We start from the raw sequence: 19,835 nt of genomic DNA, 5'->3' as shown, positions 1-19,835 counted from the left end.
CATTTAAAAAATATAGTCGCTTTTTTCTGCCGCAAGCCCCTGTTCATGCTGTTTTCTGACTGCTTTATCCAATGCTTCTTTGCTGTCTAGTAAGCTTTTAATGTGCCCCGCTAATTGTTTATAATCGTTAGACAAATAAACGTTTTCGTCGGCTATGTATTCAGAGGAATGAATTGTCTCTTTAAAGGCAAAAATAATCTGATTGTTAAAAAACGCTCTTCTTGTGGCCTCAACTATTTCCCCTTCATGATTGATATCTAGGAAAAAGTCGCATTCGGTAAATAATCTATCCAGAGTAACCATCTTAACATTTGGATACATGATTACATTTTCATATTGCTCATGAGAAAGAAGCTTTGCAGACATTTCTGTCAAGGCTGTCACATGGAACTTGACCATTGGAAGCTCTTCAAGAAGCTCCCTCAGCTTCTCAACATTTTCTGTATTGGTGCAGATAAGTGCCGATGGTCTACCAAGGTTTTCTCTCTTAAAACTATAGATAAATCCCATTTCTGAGATCATATCCTTCGGAGCCTTTAGGTCTTTCAACCGCTTGAAGGCTTGCCTATTCTGAACTATTACCCTCTGACATCGGCTTGTTTTTTTATCAAATATAACCTGCATATTTCCAGGAATCTCAGCTCCCACATTTTCCTGCCAAAACAGAATGTCTCCCCTGTCGCCACTTACATCCTCCAGTGCATTGGAAACAAAGAAAGGTACAGACAAGGAGTTGAAGAAAATCCTATTGCCCTGCCAATTCTGGCTGCAAATAAAATATTTTACAAACTCTGTTCGATTCTTAAATATCAAAATCTTTCCATCAATGTTTAGAACTATGTCGTTTGTCACGTAGTTTTCCGTGATTACCTCTCGGCCCTCAACATCGAAATAAGATTTATTAACCTTCTGGGATTTCTTGTTGAAAGTGGTCAGGGCATACTTGCATCCATATTTGTTGTAATGCTCAGAGAGACGCACATTGCCAGCTTCATCAAGCCAATCCACCACCTTCACAAAGCGCTTGTTCTTTGGCTCTGCATAAAAAATACGCCCACGCTCTCTGCTCTTGTCATGGATGGAGCCGCTGGTATTATTGCCGCTTACCTCCCAAAAATCAGGCACCTCAATTTGATTAAAATAACGCGGCTTTTGATTTTTCTCAGAAAAATCTCCCAGGTAAAATTCGAAGACATTTATAACATCATCTGGCAAAAATCCCTCATCGTTAATCACAACGGCCTGAAAATTAAGTCCTGCATTCTTGAAGGAATCCACCAAATCCTGGCTGCCCTTATTAAAATAATCCATGAGAAGTATTATTTTTTGTTCACTACTTCTTTCCACTTAGACTCCACCTCACTAGTCAAATATGCCTTAGCCTTTTTGTATGAATGCTCAGAAAATGCCTCCATATCGCTGTCTATAAATAGCTTTTTAATAGCCTCCACAAGCTTCTTCTGCCGTCTGGTGCTCTCCATACCAATAGAATATGGAATGCGAAAACCATTTTTCCCATCATCTATAAATGCTTTATTACCATATCGCACATCGAATCCTATTATTGGAAGTCCAGAGCCAACTGCCTCCATAAGAGTTAGGCCAAAGCCCTCGCTGGTAGATGCAGAAAAATATGCCTGATACTTGATGTACACATCATCCAAATTGTGCTGGCCCATAAGATGTATATAATCCTGAGCGCCAAGCTTCTTAATCTGAGCCTCCAAGTCTGTCGATGCGGCACCTTTTCCGTATATATCAAGGGAAATATCCGGAATATCTTTTCTAGCCTCAGCCACTGCTGCAACCAGCCAATCCACATGCTTTTCTGTGGCAAGTCGAGATGCTGTAATAGCAGAATGACTCTTTCTAGGTGCAGAAGGCTTTTTAAGCTCATCCAAACTGCCCACAGGAATAGTGTAAACTGTAGGCTTCACCCCTACATATTTTTCGAACTGCTGAATCAGAAGCTTCCTCTGATTCTCTGTGGCAGTCACATAAAAGTCAATGTGCCTGTTCATGGAAAATGTATACTCGTAATAATTATTCCAAAGAATATTGTCCTCGTCTGTGGCCCCCTCGCTAAAATGATCAGCATGGATAACCACGCCAACCTTTGCCTGGCCCTTGTTCTCAAGGATGGCCTGAGCCTGTCCTGTGGCTCTATCTATTATGACAATGTCCTCAGAAGAAAGCTGCAAACGAGAAGTCATATAGCCAATCAGCTCCTCCTTTGAGCAAATAATCCTATCTGGAAACTTGTACATCACTACATCATCATCAATGATTTCCTCGTAAGCTACCGAGCCATCTCGATTAAAATATCTCCTGTGGTAAAGATGAGCCTTGCCATCTAAAGGTCCGTAGTATTCGCTAAAAATACGACCTGATGTAAAATAATCCTTTCGAATCAAGCAACCTGCAGAGACCATCTCCACTCTATGAACAAGCTCCTGCTTTTCATCTGTAAAATAGACTCTGTAGAAATTACCCTGGCCTTCAAAAATCAATCTACCAATATTGCCTTCCCGCTCATAGGTATAGCTTCTTCCATCCAATGTAGCCTTCAAATCATCCAAGGTAAATGTCACCGGCTCTGGCACATAATCAGAAAAAAATGTATAAAGCCAAATGATTTCCTCGTCAAGAAAACCGATATTCCTAGTCATATCGATTAGATTATCCCGTGAAAACATGTCGGTAAATATGAACTTTGCCTCAGCGCCGATTTTCCTAAAAATCTTCGCTCTGTAGGCCTGAGCATACTCAACACCTGATGAAGCCCAACCTATTCCTAAGTTGAAATTGTAAATCATGTAAGCCTCCGTTATGGCAATAAAATGTGTAGCTTATTTTTCTTATCTAGACGCACTTCTGACAGAAGTACATTTCGAATAATGTTTTTCTTGACTGTGGCCTCCATTTTTCTGAAGGACTCTAGGGCCTCCGCATGATATTCATACATGAGATTTCTCTGGGCAGAGCTTCGTCCGGAAACTGCCGCCTGCAACTGCTGCAAATAGTCAACCTGCTCAATCCATGCATCGTCAATAGCAGAAAGTGCAGAGATACGTACAAAATCATCCATGGCATTCTTAGAGTTGAGGGTAGCTACCTTTTCCTGGAAAGATTTCTCCACCCTAGCCATAATGTAGGCTCTAACTCTGGCCTTGTTTTTGTAGTCCATTACATTAACTTCCCTATCCATGCTGTAGGAAATGTTATCAAGCAAAAATCTATTTAATGTAGGTCCATCTAAATTAGGATTGTCCTTGAGGAATGCATCCACATTATCCTCGGCTATGGCAATAAGCCTATCCTTTTCAAGGGTACCACCATCCAAAAGCATATCTCTGGTGTCGTACATAAGCTTTCGCTCAAGCTGCAGAACAATATCGTAATCCTTGGCTGTCTTTCTATTGTTACTGCCCACCTCTTCATTTATGCGCTGGGCATTGTTAACTATTCTCTTTACTCTTCTGTCGCTGATTTTTCGCTTGCCGTCTATATATTTTTTCAACTTTTCAGGGTCTGTACCCTTTTCAACAATGTCGTCCTCCAATGACACGATAAATCGGCTATAGCCAGGGTCACCCTGTCTGCCTGCTCGACCTCTAGCCTGACGCTCATCTCGAATGTTAAGCATACGACCTACACCGATAACAGCAAGACCACCAAGTTCCTTAACACCAGCCCCAAGCTTAATATCTGTGCCACGGCCTGCCATAGACGTAGCTACTGTCATAGCTCCCATCTGGCCAGCCTCCTTAATAATCTCAGCCTCCCAGAATGCATTGTTGGCATTGAGTACAGAATGAGGAATACCCTTTTCAACCAAAAGATGGGAAATGATTTCTGTATCGGAAATCATAGTGGTCACTATAAGCACAGGCTGACCTGTGTCATGCTTCCTAAGAGCGAGCCTAATTGCTGCCTCAAATTGCTTTTTCGAATCACTAAAATACCAGTCTGGACAATCCACACGCTGTATAGGATTGTTAGTAGGGATAACCACTACCTTTTTACCGTACACATCATATAGCTCGTCCTTGGCATCGTAGATAGTACCACTCATGCCTGACATCTTAGGAAACATTGAGAAGAAATTCTGATATGTGATGGAGGCCATAGAACGGTTCTCCTGAGTAATCTCCACCTGCTCCTTGCACTCGATAGCCTGGTGCTGGCCGCCTCTTAGCTTAACACCCTTAAGCATACGACCGGAGCTGGCATCAATAAGAGCCACTTCGCCTGACTCTGAAATCATGTACTCAGTACCCTTTTCAATAATCATATGGGCTCTAAGAGCAAGCACCAGATGACGATAAATTTCAAAGTACTCTGGCGCAAAAATATTATCTATTCCAAAATAACTCTCTGCATACTCCAGTCCCTTTTCAGTGAACCAAACATTTTTCTCCTCCACCTCATAGTCCTCATCCTCCTTAAGGGTACGGATGAAGAAATCGGCAGTCTCGTATAGATTAGACTGAACACGAGGAGCACCAGAAATAACAAGCGGTGTGCTGGCACTATCAAGAAGTACCGAATCCGCCTCATCGATAATTATGTAATTGAACTCACGCAAAAATCTCTCTTTTGCAGACTTCACCAAATTGTTAATCAGATAATCAAATCCCAATGCTGAGTGAGTGGTATATACGATATCGCAGGCATAGATTTCTTTTTTCTCATCGTTTTCGAATTTCTCCGACTCATCACGCTTAACACCTGCTGCAATTGTAAGTCCCATAAACTCATAGGCTGGTCCCATCTCCTCAGCATCACGAAGAGCCAAGTACTCATTATTGGTAACAAGGATTGCCCCCTTGCCCTCTAGACCATTTAGATACATTGGAAGTGTGGCTGTAAGAGTCTTGCCCTCACCTGTGTTCATCTCAGCCAGATATCCCTTGTGAAGAGCAATGCCAGCCATAATCTGAACATCAAACGGGTACATTTTAAGCACACGTAAGTCAGCTTCGCACATAGCAGCAAAAGCCTCCGGCATAATGTCATCAAGAGTCTTGCCATCTGCAAGTTTCTGCTTAAACTCCTTAGTCTTTGCCTGAAGCTGCTCATCAGTAAGAGCTGCCATCTGTTCCTTGTAGCTTTTAACCTTTTTCAGTTCTCTTTGAAGTTTTTTTACTATTGACCTAGTCTTTTTAATTTTCATCTTATATTTCTTCTATGGTTACTGAATGGTAAACAAATTCTTTCATACCTGCATTTATCAACTGCATTTTGTAACTGTAGGTTTTAAGAGGACAAGAAAACTCAGCCTCCGTACCTCTAATAGTAAAATCTCCTGCCTCGCGCTCATATCTGTCCAGAAATACCAGTCTCACCAGGCAGCCTTTGCCATCCTTGGTGTCTATATTTATCTTAATTCTATAGCGGCTCTCACCATCTATAATAGGCAGCGATGGCTCAATTCTTTGAGCCTGATAATTGGTCAGAGAATACCATTGCTTGATAACTGTGCCTGGTGGCATCAGCTCATTTTTAAACCTGACACAATTTCTCGCCTCATAATCAATTTTCGAGCCATAGAGATATGTATCAGAACTATATTCATTCCAATAAATTGTCCAAATCGCTTTTTCCATTTATTTCTCCAATGAATCCATTACATCTTTCCATTTGCCTAGAAGCTTTTTAGTGGTAAATCTCTGGGCAATATCATAGGAATACACCTTGGCCTGATTCCAGTTGTAAAGAGAATCCAAGAAATACTCAAGTGCTGCTGGAATCTGTTCAAAATCAGTAACTACAAATCCGTTGTACATATTTTGCATGTACTGAGTCTCTCGCCTAATAATCTGTGGAATAGCACTACTGATACAGTTTATCTGCAAAAAGAGATCCGGATTGTGGCGCATATCAACCATAATACGCTGCTCTCTGATGCATCTACTAACAGAAAGCTCATCCACACACTGCTCCACGAAAAATCTCACAGGCACCTGCTCTTCTTCAATCTCCTGCTCGTTTTCAGCAGTGTCATCCTCAACCTGATCTGGAATAACCATCCGCCTGTCAAAACCAGCAGCCTCTAATATCTCTGCAATTCTGGCTAAAAGTCTGTCTGGCAAATCATATTCTGCGTTTCTAGTGAAAATATGAACCATGGCATTTTCATTTGTCATGATGTAGTTAGCAAGCTGAACCATCAATGTGATAAATCTATCCTCCGACAGATTGTCTACTGGAACGAGAATCTTCTGTACCGTAAGCTGCTGACTGATACCAAAATCCATTCGTGAATCATACGGCGAAATGTCGATGACTTTTGTCAATTCCTCATCCATATCTCTAAGTAGGTATCTGGTAGTAGCCTCAGAATCCGTAACTACGTATCCCGCCTTTTTCACCATATCCTTATTATCTAGATGATCCCTCATTCGATAGCGATCACCGTAAAATGACAATATCAGCTTTCTTTTTTCTACAAACTCTTTCATTACCTGCACATTTAATTCGTGCATGGCTACACAGAATACATCATCCTCATCTCTGGCTTCTAGATTGGCAGTCATAACTTCCATTATGACATCTTTCATGCTGTCATAGGTGAGCTGTTTGAATTCTCTGCGCTCTGAGCCACCATCTTTTGAGAGAAGGAAAGTATTTGACTTTTCATTTATCTCAACTCGACCAGTGGCTGCATATTCTCTAAGCTTTATGTTGCCCTTTTCTGTGAGGTAATCCGTATATGCGATAATACCGTTATCGTAAACTTCTGTAGAAGAAACAAATCCTCTGTCATCATAAATATTTCTACGGCTCAATGAGCCAGCATTATACATACTAACTTCAATAGGGTTGCCAGCTTCACCAAAATTAATCTCTGCGTATTTAACATTTTCAAGATATGCAACCACCACAAATGGTGTATAGACAAACTCTATATTGTCCGGCCAGCTTAAGTTATGGAAAGAAAATACCGCTGCCTTTCTTCTCTCCACCTCCTGAATGGCATCAAAACAAGACCAGTATGGAGCATGGAAAACTCCCTGGCGATGGAGAAAATGACGGAAATTCGGAGTGTGACTCAAAAGCAAAATCTTGAAATCACGCATACCGTTACGGTAGAACATCTGCACCTGCTTTACTGTATCGTCAAACTCAGTGTGCATTCTTCGGGTATGCCAACTCTGCTCAGACTCGCGCCATTTATTCTGTTGATACCAAGCTGGAATAAAATAAAGCATAATGTCTCCTATATCTACTGGAAAGCACAGCATTGATATTTGCCTTTGCAAAGGCTGTGCTGCAAAAACTATTTTTTAAATAAACGGTACATAGGCATCGTAGTCACGAACCGCTCTAAACTCTCTATAAAGATTACAGTTGATACTAGCCATAGCGATGATAATAGATGGCAAACTGATAAGGGATGCATCTATAAATCCTCTAATATGAAGCCCCAGTGGAAGCCCTAGGAAAATACTCATGAAAAATGCTGAAAATATAGCTATCGAGAATACTCTATTGCTAATAAATCTGCGAGTCTTCTTACCTGCCTTAAGTCCAGTGATACTATCTCCAGATTTTTGTAAATTCTCAGCTAGATTCTTTGGACTGATGAAAATAAATGAAAAAACCACCGTAATGAAATAAAGTACAGCAATATAAACACCTAGACCTAGCGGATGAGTTGTATCCATATTGTCACTAACCCACGCTATGGTAGCATTGTCAGGAAATACCATTGCTAAAAACTGGCATGAATAAACTGGCAGCATAAAAAATGCTGATGAAAACATAACAGGCATCATACCTATTGGATTTAATTTAATTGGAATATAGTTTTTGTCTGAATAAATACTGTGGATAGAAATACGCTGCATAGGAATGCGGTACTCACTGTTTTCGAAAATAATAGTGATAAGCAGAGCTACTACACAGATGGCTCCTACCACATGAAGCTCCTTAATAGGCGCTCCCTTAACAGTATTTACCACGCTATCCAAAATATTCACATAGATAAGTACAGTCTGACCGCCGATTCCGTATTTACCATTTCTAGTAGCCAGCCACAGAATTACAAATGAACCTGTAATCATCTGCACTGCAGCCACTATTTTGGCAGCAATCAGCTGTAGTCCTCCTTCGTATATAAAAAGAGTGGATTGAACTGTGAGCACAGCCTGAATTAATGCCCAAATAAGCATTAAAATAAGAGTCGCCCTAGTGGTTTTCCTTGGTGAGGTGTGTGCCTTGCTATCTGCTTTCTTAAACGAAACAACCACCTGCACAAAAAGCATTGAAAACATAAAAGGCGATATACCTAGAGCAAAAATACTAGTTCTGTATCTATCACCACCGATAGTCTGCATAATCAAATCTTCTGCATCGTTTCTAAATGCAGCATAGGCCTCCAAGTCCACACCATATAGTGGAAGCTCACGGCCTATCAAATATACAGTCATGATAATCAGGGTGAATATTAACTTTTGAATAAGTGTTTTTGGAAAAAATCGTTTTTTCAATTTCCCCGCCCCATAGTGTATTGTATATGTTCTATTATAATTCACTACGCAGGCATATTCTATATTTTAACAGAAAAATGCCAATTAATACTAGAAACAAAAAACTCCGGCACCCCTCAATCTCTAGCTCCCCCTCAAGTGAAGGGGAGTTTAGATTGAGAGCGTAACCGGAGTATCTCAGTCTATTTTATTGAATTAGTATGCAATACCCTGAGCCATCATAGCCTCTGCAACCTTCTCGAAGCCTGCGATGTTAGCACCAGCAACATAGTTGCCTTCCATGCCGTACTTCTTAGAAGCGTCATCACATGCGTGGAAGATACCTTCCATGATGCCCTTAAGCTTAGAATCAACTTCCTCGAATGTCCAGTGAAGTCTCTCAGAGTTCTGTGACATCTCAAGAGCTGATGTAGCAACACCACCTGCGTTAGCAGCCTTAGCTGGTCCAAAGAGAACGCCAGCCTTTAAGAATGCCTCTACAGCCTCTGGAGTTGAAGGCATGTTAGCACCCTCAGATACAGCAAGAACGCCGTTGTCGATAAGCATCTTAGCATCGTTCTCATCGAGCTCGTTCTGTGTAGCACATGGAAGAGCGATGTCTACCTTGTACTGCCATACACCGTGCTCACCATTCTTCTTCTCATGGTACTCAGCAGAAGGTCTAGCTGCAGCGTACTCAGAAAGACGTGCTCTCTTAACCTCCTTAACTTCCTTAAGAAGATCTACATCGATTCCCTCTGGATCATAAATCCAACCTGTAGAATCTGAACATGTAACAGGCTTAGCACCAAGCTGATAAGCCTTCTGGATAGCATAGATAGCTACGTTACCAGCACCTGAGACAGCTACTGTCTTGCCCTCGAATGATGTATTCTTAGCAGACTTAAGCATCTCCTGTGTGAAGTAGCAAACACCATAACCTGTAGCCTCTGTACGAGCAAGTGAACCACCGTATGTAAGTCCCTTACCTGTAAGAACGCCTGTGAACTCGTTACGAAGTCTCTTGTACTGACCGTACATGAAACCGATCTCACGTCCGCCTACACCGATATCACCAGCTGGAACGTCAGTATCAGCACCGATGTGCTTAGCAAGCTCTGTCATGAATGACTGACAGAATCTCATGATTTCCATGTCTGACTTACCCTTAGGATCGAAATCAGAACCACCCTTACCACCACCGATTGGAAGTGTTGTAAGTGAGTTCTTAAAGATCTGCTCGAAACCTAAGAACTTGATAACTGAAAGATTTACTGAAGGGTGAAGTCTAAGACCTCCCTTGTATGGTCCAATTGCTGAATTGAACTGAACTCTGTAACCGCGATTTACCTGAACCTTACCCTGGTCATCAACCCAAGAAACTCTAAACTGGATAATACGCTCTGGCTCAACGATACGCTCGATAACGCCAAGTTCCTCAAGTTTTGGATTTGCAGCAACAACTGGCTCTAATGACTCAAGAACCTCTCTAACTGCCTGTAAGAATTCTTTCTGCTCTGCGTTTCTTGACTCAAGACCGTCATAAACGCGCTGTAAATAACTGCTCTTAAAATTCATGTTTTTATATTCTCCTTCCATGATAAACGTTCAGTAGGCGCGGACATTTGTCTTTCCTGCGCAACCTAGAGACGATTGTACATCATTTAACACTTTAGTGCAATAAATTTTTTTAAAAAATCCACCTATTCTTTCAATAGGTGGATAAATATCCTCTATAAATACTTCTTTTGTTCCGTAAAACCGCGACCTTTTACCTCTGAAACACGACTGATAATAATGAATGCTTCTGGGTCAATATCATGGACAATTCGCTCTGTTCTAGCGAGCTCTCTGGTAGAAACTATAGAAAGGGTAATCTCTGTATCTTTGGCAAGATAACCTGTACGTCCATACATAACCGTAACGCCACGGTCTATGTCCTGAAGAATTGCTCTTCTAATTTCATCATGTTTTTTGCTGACGATTTTAATCTGCCTCTTTGATTTACCAAGAATAAGTGTCTTGTCTAATGTAAGAGTGTATATAATCACAAGCATTATTCCGTAAAGAACTTTGGTCTTGTCGGTAAAAAGAGCCTGAACTCCTAATATACATAAATCACATGCCCACATAACTCCAGAAATAGGAAGACCTAAGTACTTATTTAATAGAATAGGCGGAATATCCATACCACCTGTTGACGCGCCAGTTCTAATAACGATTCCAAGGCTAGCGCCTATCATAAGACCGCCAAAGACAGTGCAAAGCACAATATCATCTATAGGCGAATAATTGGCTGCAATCATCTCTGCTATATGAATCTCAACTGGTAAACAAAATGTGGAAAGTAATGTATTGGCTGCAAATCGATGTCCCATCAATCGCCAGCCAATCAGAAATAGAATAGTATTAATGATAAATACTACATAAGATGTACGAAATCCAAAAGTGTGATGAAAGAACAAAGCAAGACCGGTACCACCGCCAGTAATGAGCCCAGATGGCTCAATGAAGAATGCTACCGCTAAAGCATAAACAAAATTTCCCAATACTACAATCAATGCTGTTTTTATTATCTGCCTCATCACAACACCGCTTTCATTAATTATTTCAAACAGCTGTGATTGTACACCAATTGCGGACATTTGTCAGCACAGCACGGTAACGCGTTAGCAGACTAAAGTAAAAACCTATAGACCGAGAAAATGCATACGGCCGTCATCCCTCTTCTTAGGGGCATTCTTTGGCTTCTCTCCCACATCAGGATTGAAATATATACCCTTAAGGCTGTTAGTACGGTTGCGAATGCAGTCAGGGCAAAAGCGACCATAGCGGATACTGCATCCACATTTTTCACATTCTATGTAAACTACGCTTCCCTCAGGGATTTCAAGTCTCCCCTCTTTGAGCATAGCGTTAATCATATCCACAGGTACTCCTGTGTTCTCAGAAATAACTATAGCAGGACTGGCCCCATTTTCGTCAATGTAATCCTTAACCTTACCAAAGTCATCTACTTCCTGATGACCGCAATCATAGCACTCATAATGACCGCCGCCTATGTATTTGATGCGTCCCTTACACTCAGAGCATCTGGTAGGCTTGCGCTCCATGAACTCTTTAACAAATTTCTCTTTTTCAGGGTCTTTACCTGCCATAAAAATCCTCACTATAAATCAAATTCATCTGTAATACTCTCGTCGAGAGGAGGCATCTCACTTGCATTGCCCTCTAATCCCTCGCGAATTAATTTCCAGTTCTTAAGGAACCAGACTGTCTGAGCTGGATGCTTGTAAAGTGAAAGCATCTGCGCTCCCTCATATTTATGTGGATACACAAGAGGAATATTAGTCGAACGTGATGTGGTAAAGTAAATCACGTGAGTAAAGTCATTGTTTTCTAAATACTCCGGTGTAACACAATAGTATATATACTCGCCGTAGTCAGTCATATAATAGAAAGTCATCTCAGTCTGCTCGACCTCCATAGGCTCCATCTCAGTGACCTTGAACTCATCTACGCGAATAGATTTTACCTCTTCATCCTCAGCATCATCCGAGGTAGACTTCTCTACTGACTTTTTCCATCGCTTGGCCTCCATTGGATCCATCAGACCTGCAAAGAAACGGTCTTCCTGTTCAACAGTCTCAGAATCCTCCTCATTTTCAGAAGGGTCCTTGCCTGTCTTAAGCCAAAAATTAATGATGTTAAGGTTTTTATTAAGCTGTCTTGTGTGTTGGGCGTATAGCTTGTCATCTTTTTCCATTTTAGAAATATATGACTCATACTCGGCCTCTACTGCTCGTCTTGTATTTTTCTGTTTGAAATAGACAGGCATCAGAAACAAAAGCATCACGCCTATTGCACAGATAAATATATTAATTGTCAGCCAATCCATAGTATAAACTCCAATAATCTAGAAAAAGATTGAATAACTCAATAATCCTATCAAACACAATAGTAACAATGTATTAATTGCTGTAAACGCAGAAAAAATCCTAATGTCTCTCTGCTGTTTTTTTACTCCGTCGTGGTTGTAGACTGATTCTAAATTAAGCTCAAATTCCTTAATCAGATTGTCCATCTGTGCCTTGACTGGCTTGGTGTAGTCAAGGGCATCCTGCAGATTTTGGACCTTGGTCTCTACACTTCTACAGAGCTTTTCATTGGTGGTCTGAGACTCATAGATTTTCTGTTTTATTTCTCCATTTTCAATAGCATAGAGCTGTAAAAGCTGCTGCAATTCAAACACTTCGCCTTGAAGTCTATCTATTTCTTGACGAATATCATCCTCAGCCATGCCTATGTATCTATGCTTAAAAATAGATTTTCCAGAAAATTCTCCCTTCATAAGCATCCTCCCGTCAAAAAATTCATAGAGTATAGCATCCTATACCTACTTAGATATTATCACTTTTCACTATTATTTGTATAGTGGATTTGTAAATTATACAAAATATAGTGCTTATTCAAAGTTACTATTCACAGTTATAAATATTTAAGGATTAATTCTTGTCAAGCTTGCTTGTAAAAGAATAATCTTTAAATATTTGTAAACTGGAATCAGTGACTTTGAATATTAACTATTCACATACACCAAAAAGCCAGGCCTCAAATAGGCCTGGCTAAAAAAACTATTAATTAACTTTCTTCAGTCCCTTTTTCTTTTCTGCGCTTTGCTGCTACAAATAATCCTGTGAGACCTCCAATTATTGGAAGTGATGCTCCAGCCCATCCATTAGGACCAAGTTCACCATATCTAGCTACCTGATCATCATCGATGCCTGTGATTACATCTACATTTGCAGGTGCATCTACAATGTCATCATCAAGAATCTCCTGATCAAGTACTGCAAGTGGAACTCTTGCATCATTATCTATAGGTGTAATTACTGCTGCCTGTCTATATGTGTTGCCTGCTGCTACATTTGTATCAACACGGCCTGCAGCATCGCTGATATACTCTGTTGCCGCATTAGAAATTGTAATGCTCTCTGAACCCTCAATTGCTTCTGATGCGCTAACTGATGCACTTGCAGATGCTGCTTCTGAAGCGCTTGTTGATGCTGATGTAGAGCCACTCTGTGATGAAGCTACAGATGCTGACTCTGAAGCACTTACAGATGAGCTTGTGCTAGTTGATGTGCTTATTGAAGTGCTCTCTGAAGTACTTGTGCTTGTTGACTCGCTTGAAGCAACTGATGCTGATTCAGATGCGCTTATTGAAGCTGCTTCTGAAGCTGATGTAGATAATGAAGCTGCTGTCTCTGATTCAGCCTTTGCTGTACTAGCCATCTCACTATCAGATGTAGATGCTGATAAGCTTTCACTCTTGTATGTGCTAAGGCTCTGAGAATTCGCTTTTAACTGACTTGCAAAATCTGCAATCGCCTGAGATAACTGTACAAATCCTGATGTACTACCAGCTACACTTGTTGAGAATGCATTTGCATCCTCACTGAACTGCTCAGCTGCACTAGCAAGAGAGTTCATGTTTTTAATCATTTCGCTGCGCTCTGATGCCTGTGAATGGTATGTTCCTTCGGTGTACCAATCGCCACCTTTGAGCATTTTGCCTTCATCATCTAATGTATAGTCAAACTCATATCTTGTGCTTACTATTTTAGCAATAACTGAGCCATCAGGCATCACTACGTTCTTAAATGTTTCTTTTTTAGGACTTACAGTATCTGTAACTGCATAAGCCTTTTGTACTACATTGATACCATATACTCCAGGAGCATAGTCTTCATGTGGAATTCCATTGATATCAGTCTGGTGAGTCTCATCTTTATAAAGAGAATTACCAAATTCATCTACAGTAACGTAGTCAAAGTATTCTTCATTATAATTTCCATCTAAATCAATCCACTTAACAACGTATCTCTTGTCATAATAGGTACTTCCATACCATCCAGTATGTAAGTTACCATTTTGAATATTAGCGTATAAAATCTTGCCCTCAACAAGCAATTTATACTCAATCATAGCCTCTGCTAAAGGACGACCATAAGGTATATAATACTCATTCAAAGATAGAGCAGGCTTTCTCTGTAAAGCAATTGCCTCTCTTTGAGCTTTCTCTTCAATTTCTAATTGAGCAATTTTCTGCTGAGTTTCTGCTACACCAGCATTATCATATCCGTTTGTAATAAATGTCTCTGATGTTGCTATATATTCGCTAGCTGCCTCGCTTTCAGCTACAGACATGCTATCAATAGCCTCTGACTGGCTTGCAGAAGTAGACTCTGATGTAAATAAGAGTTCAGATTCCGCATCAGATACAGATGCACTTTCAGAACTAATTGTTTCCTCAAGTTCCTCGGTACTACTTGTAGTTGCAGCTGGTGCTGCCTGTGCTGCTGATTCTGGAGCTGCCTGAGGTGCTGACGCTGCCATAAGAGTTGGAGCTGCCTGAGGTGCTGGTGCCGCCATGAGCTTCGGAGCCGCCTTACGTGTTACTGCAACTGGTGCTTCCTGTGCCTCTGGCGCTGCTGCCTGTGCCTCTGGCGCTGCTTCCTGTACTTCCGGTGCTGCTACCTGTACTTCTGGTGCTGCTGCCTGTGCCTCTGGTGCTGCTGCCTGTGCCTCTGGTGCTGCTGCCTGTACTTCTGGCGCTGCTGCCTGTACTTCTGGTGCTGCTGCCTGTGCTTCTGGCGCTGCTGGTGCTTCTGGTGTTACCTCTGCTTCTGGCGCTGCTGGTGCTTCTGGTGTTACCTCTGCTTCTGGCGCTGCTGCTGGTGCCTCCGGTGTTACCTCTGCTGTAACTGTTGGCTCTTGTGAAGCTGTCTCAGCAGGTGCCTCTTGTGCTGCTTCAGGTGCAGAATCATATACTACTTCTTCGCCTGTAGTTTCTATTTCATGCGCATAAGCTAAGCCCATATTAGAAAAAACGCTGGCGCCCCCAACTGCTGTGCCAGTGATTACGATTCCTTTTACGAGATCTTGTACTTTCTTACCCATACTACTATCTCCTTTACTCGCCCTATCTTGTTCTCTTATAAGGTATATCGGTCGACTATTATCTTTTCTGTAAAGGTATTATAGAAATTAAGTATGAAAAAACAATGTACAAATTGTATACATTCTGCCAAATTTAAAGCGTTCTTGCCATAAGCCACAGAGCACTATTCTCGGTAAAAATCTTCCTTCAAAACCCTTTCGTATTGGCCCTTAAACCACGCACCAATACCAGCAGTATTATCATTATGACGGCCATGAAGACCTTTTCCATATACTTGAACACCGGCGGAATTTAACTCTGACAATAAAGTCTCATAAGCGGTGTCATCATAGTCATCTTCAAACATGTAAGAGACAATGAACTTGGTGTGACTGAAATCAGTGTTTCGAATTTTACTCCACACCCTCTCATTTAATGACTCCACACCTGCCATTGACATGTCCCCAGAAAACTTCTGGAGCAAATCAAGTGATGTAGGAAAGCCACCAGGTCTTTTAAGTCTCTCATTCTGCGCTATATTTCCAAGGCTAGCTAGAGGCTTACCCAATATAAGCGCATGTGGCTTCAAATCACATCCATAGTACATAGAACCGATGGTTCCCATGGAGATTCCTGATAGAATCAAATCGCCTGGGTAAAATCCTAGCTTACTTAAATATTTATCTATTATCTTAACCATGGTGCGCTCAAATTCAGGCGAACCCATATAAAATCCGCCACCCTCAAAACGCTGCTCAGCTAATAATAGGAAAGGACATCCCATTTTTCTCATCATGTAATATCCCTCAAAACCCTCCATGGTTTTGTAACCAGAAAAATAAACAGCCAACGGCGGTTTCAAATCGCCTGGATCAAAATATGCAAATATTTCTTCTCTCTCTGAGGTAACATACCTCTCTCCACCTACCATAAATTCTCCTACATCCCATCTGGAGATTCTATCGTGGAGTCCAACTATCTCAAGATGCCCACTACCTCTAGCTCTTAAAGAGACAAAAATAGTTCCAGCACCATTTCTTCCTTCTATACGCACTTCATTTTGTAAATCCTCTTCGGAGAACTCCCAGGAATCCAACACATCCGAAAGGCTTCCTGAAACAAATTGTTTGATTGAAAGGGAAATCTCTACTCCCTCATCCTTTTTATATTCCAGCCAAAAGTCGATAGCTTGGCCTTCTTCCATAGGAATATTGCCCCTCCAAAAAGCTATCTGTTTCATGTCATAACCGTAATCGCCATCTAGACTGACGCTATACTGGCCATTCCATTTTACCTGCCCCTTGAAACCATTAGCTATTCCTACAGAACCAGGATTAAACTTTTCTCCATAAGGCTTGCTAAAATATTTTTTTGCTTCATTATTAATAAAATCCTGAATGTTATATGATGGCAAAAGTTTTCCCATTCTCTGTTCAAATAGAACACCATTGTTCTCATCTAGTTCAAAGCTATCCACAGCAAAAAGACAGTAGGAATATGACATATCCTTCACTGCCTTTATCTCCTCTGGCTCTAGATTTCTCTCTAGAACAACTATTTCATAGATTTCCTTTTTATATTTCACTTCGCCATCAGCAAAGATGTGCTTTATATATGAAGGGAAACTATACTTATTTTTCCAATCTTCAGTTCCAATTTGTAGTATTCGTATTTTCTCCATAATGCACTATTAGCCTAGCCAGCATACGCCAGCTAGGCCCCTTTTTGTTGTTTTTAATATTCTCTTTCCTCTACTTTTAGTCCCAGTGCCTTGTCAATAAGTGAGAATACGCCAGCAATTGGAACTATATATACAGCCTTTGAAAGCTGTAAGAATGTGCTTAAGTTGTCGCCCTGAATTGCAATTACAACAAATGTCAAAATTGTAAATCCAATCCAGAAACAATATGTAAGGAATTTTTCTCCCAGGAATACTTTTACAATTGTAACTACAACAAGTACTGCCAAAAGAATAATCCATGGACTTCCACAAATAATCTTCATGCCCTCAGCAAATCCTCCAATGTTGTTCATGTTGTAAACCACAACATGCTGGAAGAATTCTTTTGCATTCTTAAAGTACCACAGATAAAGTCCCATAGGCACTCCAACTGTTATTAATCCCTCAAATACTGATACATAATAAGCTCTGTATTCTTTGCCCTTCAGACCGTCTGCTTTGAATTTGATAGCAAAGAAAATAAGCAATACAACCCAGATAAAAATATATCCTGGCTGCAAGAAAAATACTAGCCCTAAATCAATTGTAAGTAAGTATGTGTGATATGACAAGAATCCCTGCTGAAGCTGTCTTGCAACGTGATAGCATGTTAATGTAAGGATGAAGAACATCATTTCTTCTGCACCTGCATGAGTAAGGGCACCCCACTCAAAAACAGTTAAAAGACCAGCAGAAATCATAGCGAAAACTTCAGATGTAAATAGCTTCGCTGTTTTGTACTGGAATAACACAAGGAAAAAGATTCCAACTGTTTCCATTATAAATTGAACAATATGAGTGTCTGTTGGTAGATATCCTAGACCATAGAACTCGTAGAGCACTGGGCCATAATTTCCATCTACCTCCACGTAAGCTAAAAATCCATCGCGAATCTGATGGGCAATATCAAGAATCCCCTCCTGCATTGATGTAAATACATTATTCATCCATGGATTTAGTGGGCTGGATAACGAAATAACAAATGTAATCGCTAGAACCCCCAAAAATTCTAAACATCTTTTAAGCTTTTTATTCATTCCCATATCCTCCATAAAATAATTTAGAGAGTGACAAAGTATATCACTCTCTAATTATAATTCACTTTTAACTACATTCTGTAAAGAAACTGTGAATTATTTCTCATTTTCTGCCCTTACGGCCTCAGTCTTAGCTTCCTTCTTATCTTTTGCTCTCTTTCCAGCTAATGCACTGATGATGATGAGAATCCAATACCACCATACTCTTCCAGCAAGACCACTCTTTGAAATAGCAAGAGGTGTCTCTTCGTCTTCGATTGTAGTAAGGTCTTCATCTCCAAAATTTGCTGCTGTGTGATCATCATCAAGAACTACAGCAAGTGGTACCTGCTCGTCTGCAATTCCCTGAAGCTCATCACCTTCAAGCTCATTGAAGTTAGAAACTCTTGAAACTGTATTATTTGTAACCTCATTAAATGAAGTTGTAATTGTGTTATCTGTTGTGCTTCCTGCTACACCATTATTCTCAGATGCAGAACCATTTGAACCAGCACCACTGCCTGAATTGTCATTTGCTGTGCTTGCTGCAGCAGAGTTGCTTGCACTAGTTGAAGCAGACTCTGAAGCTGAAGTACTTGCAGCTGTGCTTTCTGATGTAGATGCACTCTCACTTGTTGATGTGCTAGTTGAAGCGCTTTCAGAAGCTGATGTACTCATGCTTGTTGAAGCACTTGTTGATGCGCTCTCTGATGCTGATGCGCTCTCGCTTGCACTTACTGATGCTGACTCAGACTGGCTAAGTGAAGCTGATGTGCTAGCTGACTCTGATGCACTAAGGCTAGCTGAAGCTGACTGTCTCTCAGAGTTACTAATACTCATACTCTCTGAAAGGCTTAAGCTTACAGAAAGTGACATACTCTGGGAAATAGAAGTACTTGTGCTCTCAGAAAGTGAAGCGCTTGTTGATTCAGACTCACTTAATGAAGCAGATGTACTTGCGCTAAGTGATGCACTTGTGCTTTCTGATTCTGACAAGCTTGCCGATGTTGATGCACTCAATGAAGCTGATTCACTTTCGCTTAGTGAAGCACTAGTAGATGCTGACTGGCTTTCTGATGCTGAGGTACTTGCACTTGTTGAAGCGCTTTCACTTGCGCTGGCTGATTCAGATAAGCTAATACTCATTGAAACACTCTGGCTCTCAAGTTCACTTATTCTTGCAGAGGCACTTGCTGACTCTGACTCTCTTATACTCTCAGAGATACTTGCTGACTCTGATAAACTTGATGATGTTGATGCGCTCTCGCTCGCTGAAGTGCTTGCACTTGTTGATGCACTTGTGCTTGCTGACTCACTTGCTGATGCTGAAGTACTTGCGCTTGTTGAAGCGCTTGTGCTTGCTGAAGTTGACTCAGAAGCCGATGCACTGTTGCTTAGTGAAGCTGATGTTGATGCAGATTCACTAGCTGATGTGCTTGCACTTGTTGACGCGCTTGTGCTTGCTGACTGGCTCTCTGATGCACTAGTTGAAGCAGAAGTGCTAGCTGATGTCGATGCACTTTCGCTTGCGCTAGCTGATTCAGATAAGCTTATGCTCATTGAAACACTCTGGCTCTCAAGTTCACTTATTCTTGCAGAGGCACTTGCTGACTCTGACTCTCTTATACTCTCAGAGATACTTGCTGACTCTGATAAACTTGCTGATGTTGATGCGCTCTCAC

15 protein-coding genes and 1 pseudogene are annotated in these 19,835 nt (G+C 41.0%); 1 reads left to right on the top strand and 15 read right to left on the bottom strand.

Annotated elements, in window-relative coordinates; translation table 11 throughout:
• Window positions 1–3: 3 nt before the first annotated feature.
• The 15 genes from gtfB to F0Q01_RS13950 all read right to left on the bottom strand — a co-directional run bounded on the left by gtfB (window position 4) and on the right by F0Q01_RS13950 (window position 18,993).
• On the bottom strand, window positions 4–1,347 hold the full coding sequence (gtfB, locus tag F0Q01_RS12645; protein WP_242941874.1) for an accessory Sec system glycosylation chaperone GtfB: 1,344 nt from the start codon (window positions 1,345–1,347) through the stop codon (window positions 4–6).
• Window positions 1,320–2,816 carry an accessory Sec system glycosyltransferase GtfA gene (gtfA, locus tag F0Q01_RS12640; protein ID WP_090489135.1) on the bottom strand — a complete coding sequence of 499 codons (1,497 nt, stop codon included), beginning with the start codon at window positions 2,814–2,816 and terminating at the stop codon, window positions 1,320–1,322. Before gtfA ends, gtfB begins: the two co-directional genes overlap by 28 nt.
• An 11-nt stretch (window positions 2,817–2,827) precedes the next feature.
• Window positions 2,828–5,176 (bottom strand): accessory Sec system translocase SecA2, encoded by a 2,349-nt coding sequence (gene secA2 / locus F0Q01_RS12635; protein ID WP_090489133.1) that lies wholly within the window; start codon window positions 5,174–5,176, stop codon window positions 2,828–2,830.
• Window position 5,177: 1 nt separating this feature from the next.
• Complete coding sequence (asp3, locus tag F0Q01_RS12630) at window positions 5,178–5,609, bottom strand: accessory Sec system protein Asp3 (protein WP_090155330.1); 432 nt, start codon at window positions 5,607–5,609, stop codon at window positions 5,178–5,180.
• Window positions 5,610–7,214 (bottom strand): accessory Sec system protein Asp1, encoded by a 1,605-nt coding sequence (asp1, locus tag F0Q01_RS12625; protein ID WP_090489131.1) that lies wholly within the window; start codon window positions 7,212–7,214, stop codon window positions 5,610–5,612.
• Between the two features lie 75 nt (window positions 7,215–7,289).
• Complete coding sequence (locus tag F0Q01_RS12620; RefSeq protein ID WP_090155335.1) at window positions 7,290–8,495, bottom strand: hypothetical protein; 1,206 nt, start codon at window positions 8,493–8,495, stop codon at window positions 7,290–7,292.
• 195 nt (window positions 8,496–8,690) lie between these two features.
• A complete protein-coding gene (gdhA, locus tag F0Q01_RS12615) occupies window positions 8,691–10,052 on the bottom strand; it encodes an NADP-specific glutamate dehydrogenase (protein ID WP_090155337.1) in 1,362 nt (453 codons plus the stop codon).
• A gap of 155 nt (window positions 10,053–10,207) precedes the next feature.
• Window positions 10,208–11,119 carry a YitT family protein gene (locus F0Q01_RS12610; RefSeq protein ID WP_242869276.1) on the bottom strand — a complete coding sequence of 304 codons (912 nt, stop codon included), beginning with the start codon at window positions 11,117–11,119 and terminating at the stop codon, window positions 10,208–10,210.
• A 45-nt stretch (window positions 11,120–11,164) separates the two neighbouring features.
• Window positions 11,165–11,632 carry a hypothetical protein gene (locus tag F0Q01_RS12605; protein ID WP_090155342.1) on the bottom strand — a complete coding sequence of 156 codons (468 nt, stop codon included), beginning with the start codon at window positions 11,630–11,632 and terminating at the stop codon, window positions 11,165–11,167.
• A gap of 11 nt (window positions 11,633–11,643) precedes the next feature.
• Complete coding sequence (locus F0Q01_RS12600; RefSeq protein WP_090489129.1) at window positions 11,644–12,372, bottom strand: hypothetical protein; 729 nt, start codon at window positions 12,370–12,372, stop codon at window positions 11,644–11,646.
• 18 nt (window positions 12,373–12,390) lie between these two features.
• The gene (locus F0Q01_RS12595; RefSeq protein ID WP_090155346.1) at window positions 12,391–12,825 is read right to left on the bottom strand and encodes a hypothetical protein; all 435 of its coding nucleotides are present in this window, start codon (window positions 12,823–12,825) and stop codon (window positions 12,391–12,393) included.
• Window positions 12,826–13,115: 290 nt separating this feature from the next.
• The gene (locus F0Q01_RS12590; RefSeq protein ID WP_163927268.1) at window positions 13,116–15,437 is read right to left on the bottom strand and encodes a hypothetical protein; all 2,322 of its coding nucleotides are present in this window, start codon (window positions 15,435–15,437) and stop codon (window positions 13,116–13,118) included.
• 164 nt (window positions 15,438–15,601) lie between these two features.
• Window positions 15,602–17,098 carry an accessory Sec system protein Asp2 gene (asp2, locus tag F0Q01_RS12585; RefSeq protein ID WP_090489124.1) on the bottom strand — a complete coding sequence of 499 codons (1,497 nt, stop codon included), beginning with the start codon at window positions 17,096–17,098 and terminating at the stop codon, window positions 15,602–15,604.
• A 53-nt stretch (window positions 17,099–17,151) separates the two neighbouring features.
• Entirely contained in the window at window positions 17,152–18,174 is a 1,023-nt protein-coding gene (locus tag F0Q01_RS12580; RefSeq protein ID WP_090489122.1) for a hypothetical protein, read from the bottom strand.
• Window positions 18,175–18,270: 96 nt separating this feature from the next.
• Window positions 18,271–18,993: a hypothetical protein gene (locus F0Q01_RS13950; RefSeq protein ID WP_163927266.1), complete on the bottom strand. Its 723-nt coding sequence runs from the start codon at window positions 18,991–18,993 to the stop codon at window positions 18,271–18,273.
• A 58-nt stretch (window positions 18,994–19,051) separates the two neighbouring features.
• On the opposite strand from F0Q01_RS13950, the pseudogene F0Q01_RS13945 reads away from it, so the two are divergent.
• A pseudogene (locus F0Q01_RS13945) lies at window positions 19,052–19,835 on the top strand (hypothetical protein); the annotation flags it as partial.

The sequence above is a fragment of the Pseudobutyrivibrio xylanivorans genome (assembly GCF_010906925.1).
In the GTDB taxonomy this organism is placed as follows: domain Bacteria; phylum Bacillota; class Clostridia; order Lachnospirales; family Lachnospiraceae; genus Pseudobutyrivibrio.
Note: the sequence above shows the minus strand (reverse complement) of the source record. Positions and strands in the feature narration are given on the sequence as shown.

What these genes read in the sequence shown, in the direction of transcription:
- gdhA (WP_090155337.1), bottom strand. Translation starts at nt 10,052, where the DNA reads ATGAATTTTAAGAGCAGTTATTTACAGCGCGTTTATGACGGTCTTGAG.
- F0Q01_RS12580 (WP_090489122.1), bottom strand. Translation starts at nt 18,174, where the DNA reads ATGAATAAAAAGCTTAAAAGATGTTTAGAATTTTTGGGGGTTCTAGCG.
- F0Q01_RS13950 (WP_163927266.1), bottom strand. Translation starts at nt 18,993, where the DNA reads ATGAGTATTAGTAACTCTGAGAGACAGTCAGCTTCAGCTAGCCTTAGT.
- gtfA (WP_090489135.1), bottom strand. Translation starts at nt 2,816, where the DNA reads ATGATTTACAATTTCAACTTAGGAATAGGTTGGGCTTCATCAGGTGTT.
- secA2 (WP_090489133.1), bottom strand. Translation starts at nt 5,176, where the DNA reads ATGAAAATTAAAAAGACTAGGTCAATAGTAAAAAAACTTCAAAGAGAA.
- F0Q01_RS12600 (WP_090489129.1), bottom strand. Translation starts at nt 12,372, where the DNA reads ATGGATTGGCTGACAATTAATATATTTATCTGTGCAATAGGCGTGATG.
- asp2 (WP_090489124.1), bottom strand. Translation starts at nt 17,098, where the DNA reads ATGGAGAAAATACGAATACTACAAATTGGAACTGAAGATTGGAAAAAT.
- F0Q01_RS12605 (WP_090155342.1), bottom strand. Translation starts at nt 11,632, where the DNA reads ATGGCAGGTAAAGACCCTGAAAAAGAGAAATTTGTTAAAGAGTTCATG.
- F0Q01_RS12610 (WP_242869276.1), bottom strand. Translation starts at nt 11,119, where the DNA reads ATGTCCGCAATTGGTGTACAATCACAGCTGTTTGAAATAATTAATGAA.
- asp3 (WP_090155330.1), bottom strand. Translation starts at nt 5,609, where the DNA reads ATGGAAAAAGCGATTTGGACAATTTATTGGAATGAATATAGTTCTGAT.
- F0Q01_RS12590 (WP_163927268.1), bottom strand. Translation starts at nt 15,437, where the DNA reads ATGGGTAAGAAAGTACAAGATCTCGTAAAAGGAATCGTAATCACTGGC.
- asp1 (WP_090489131.1), bottom strand. Translation starts at nt 7,214, where the DNA reads ATGCTTTATTTTATTCCAGCTTGGTATCAACAGAATAAATGGCGCGAG.
- F0Q01_RS12595 (WP_090155346.1), bottom strand. Translation starts at nt 12,825, where the DNA reads ATGAAGGGAGAATTTTCTGGAAAATCTATTTTTAAGCATAGATACATA.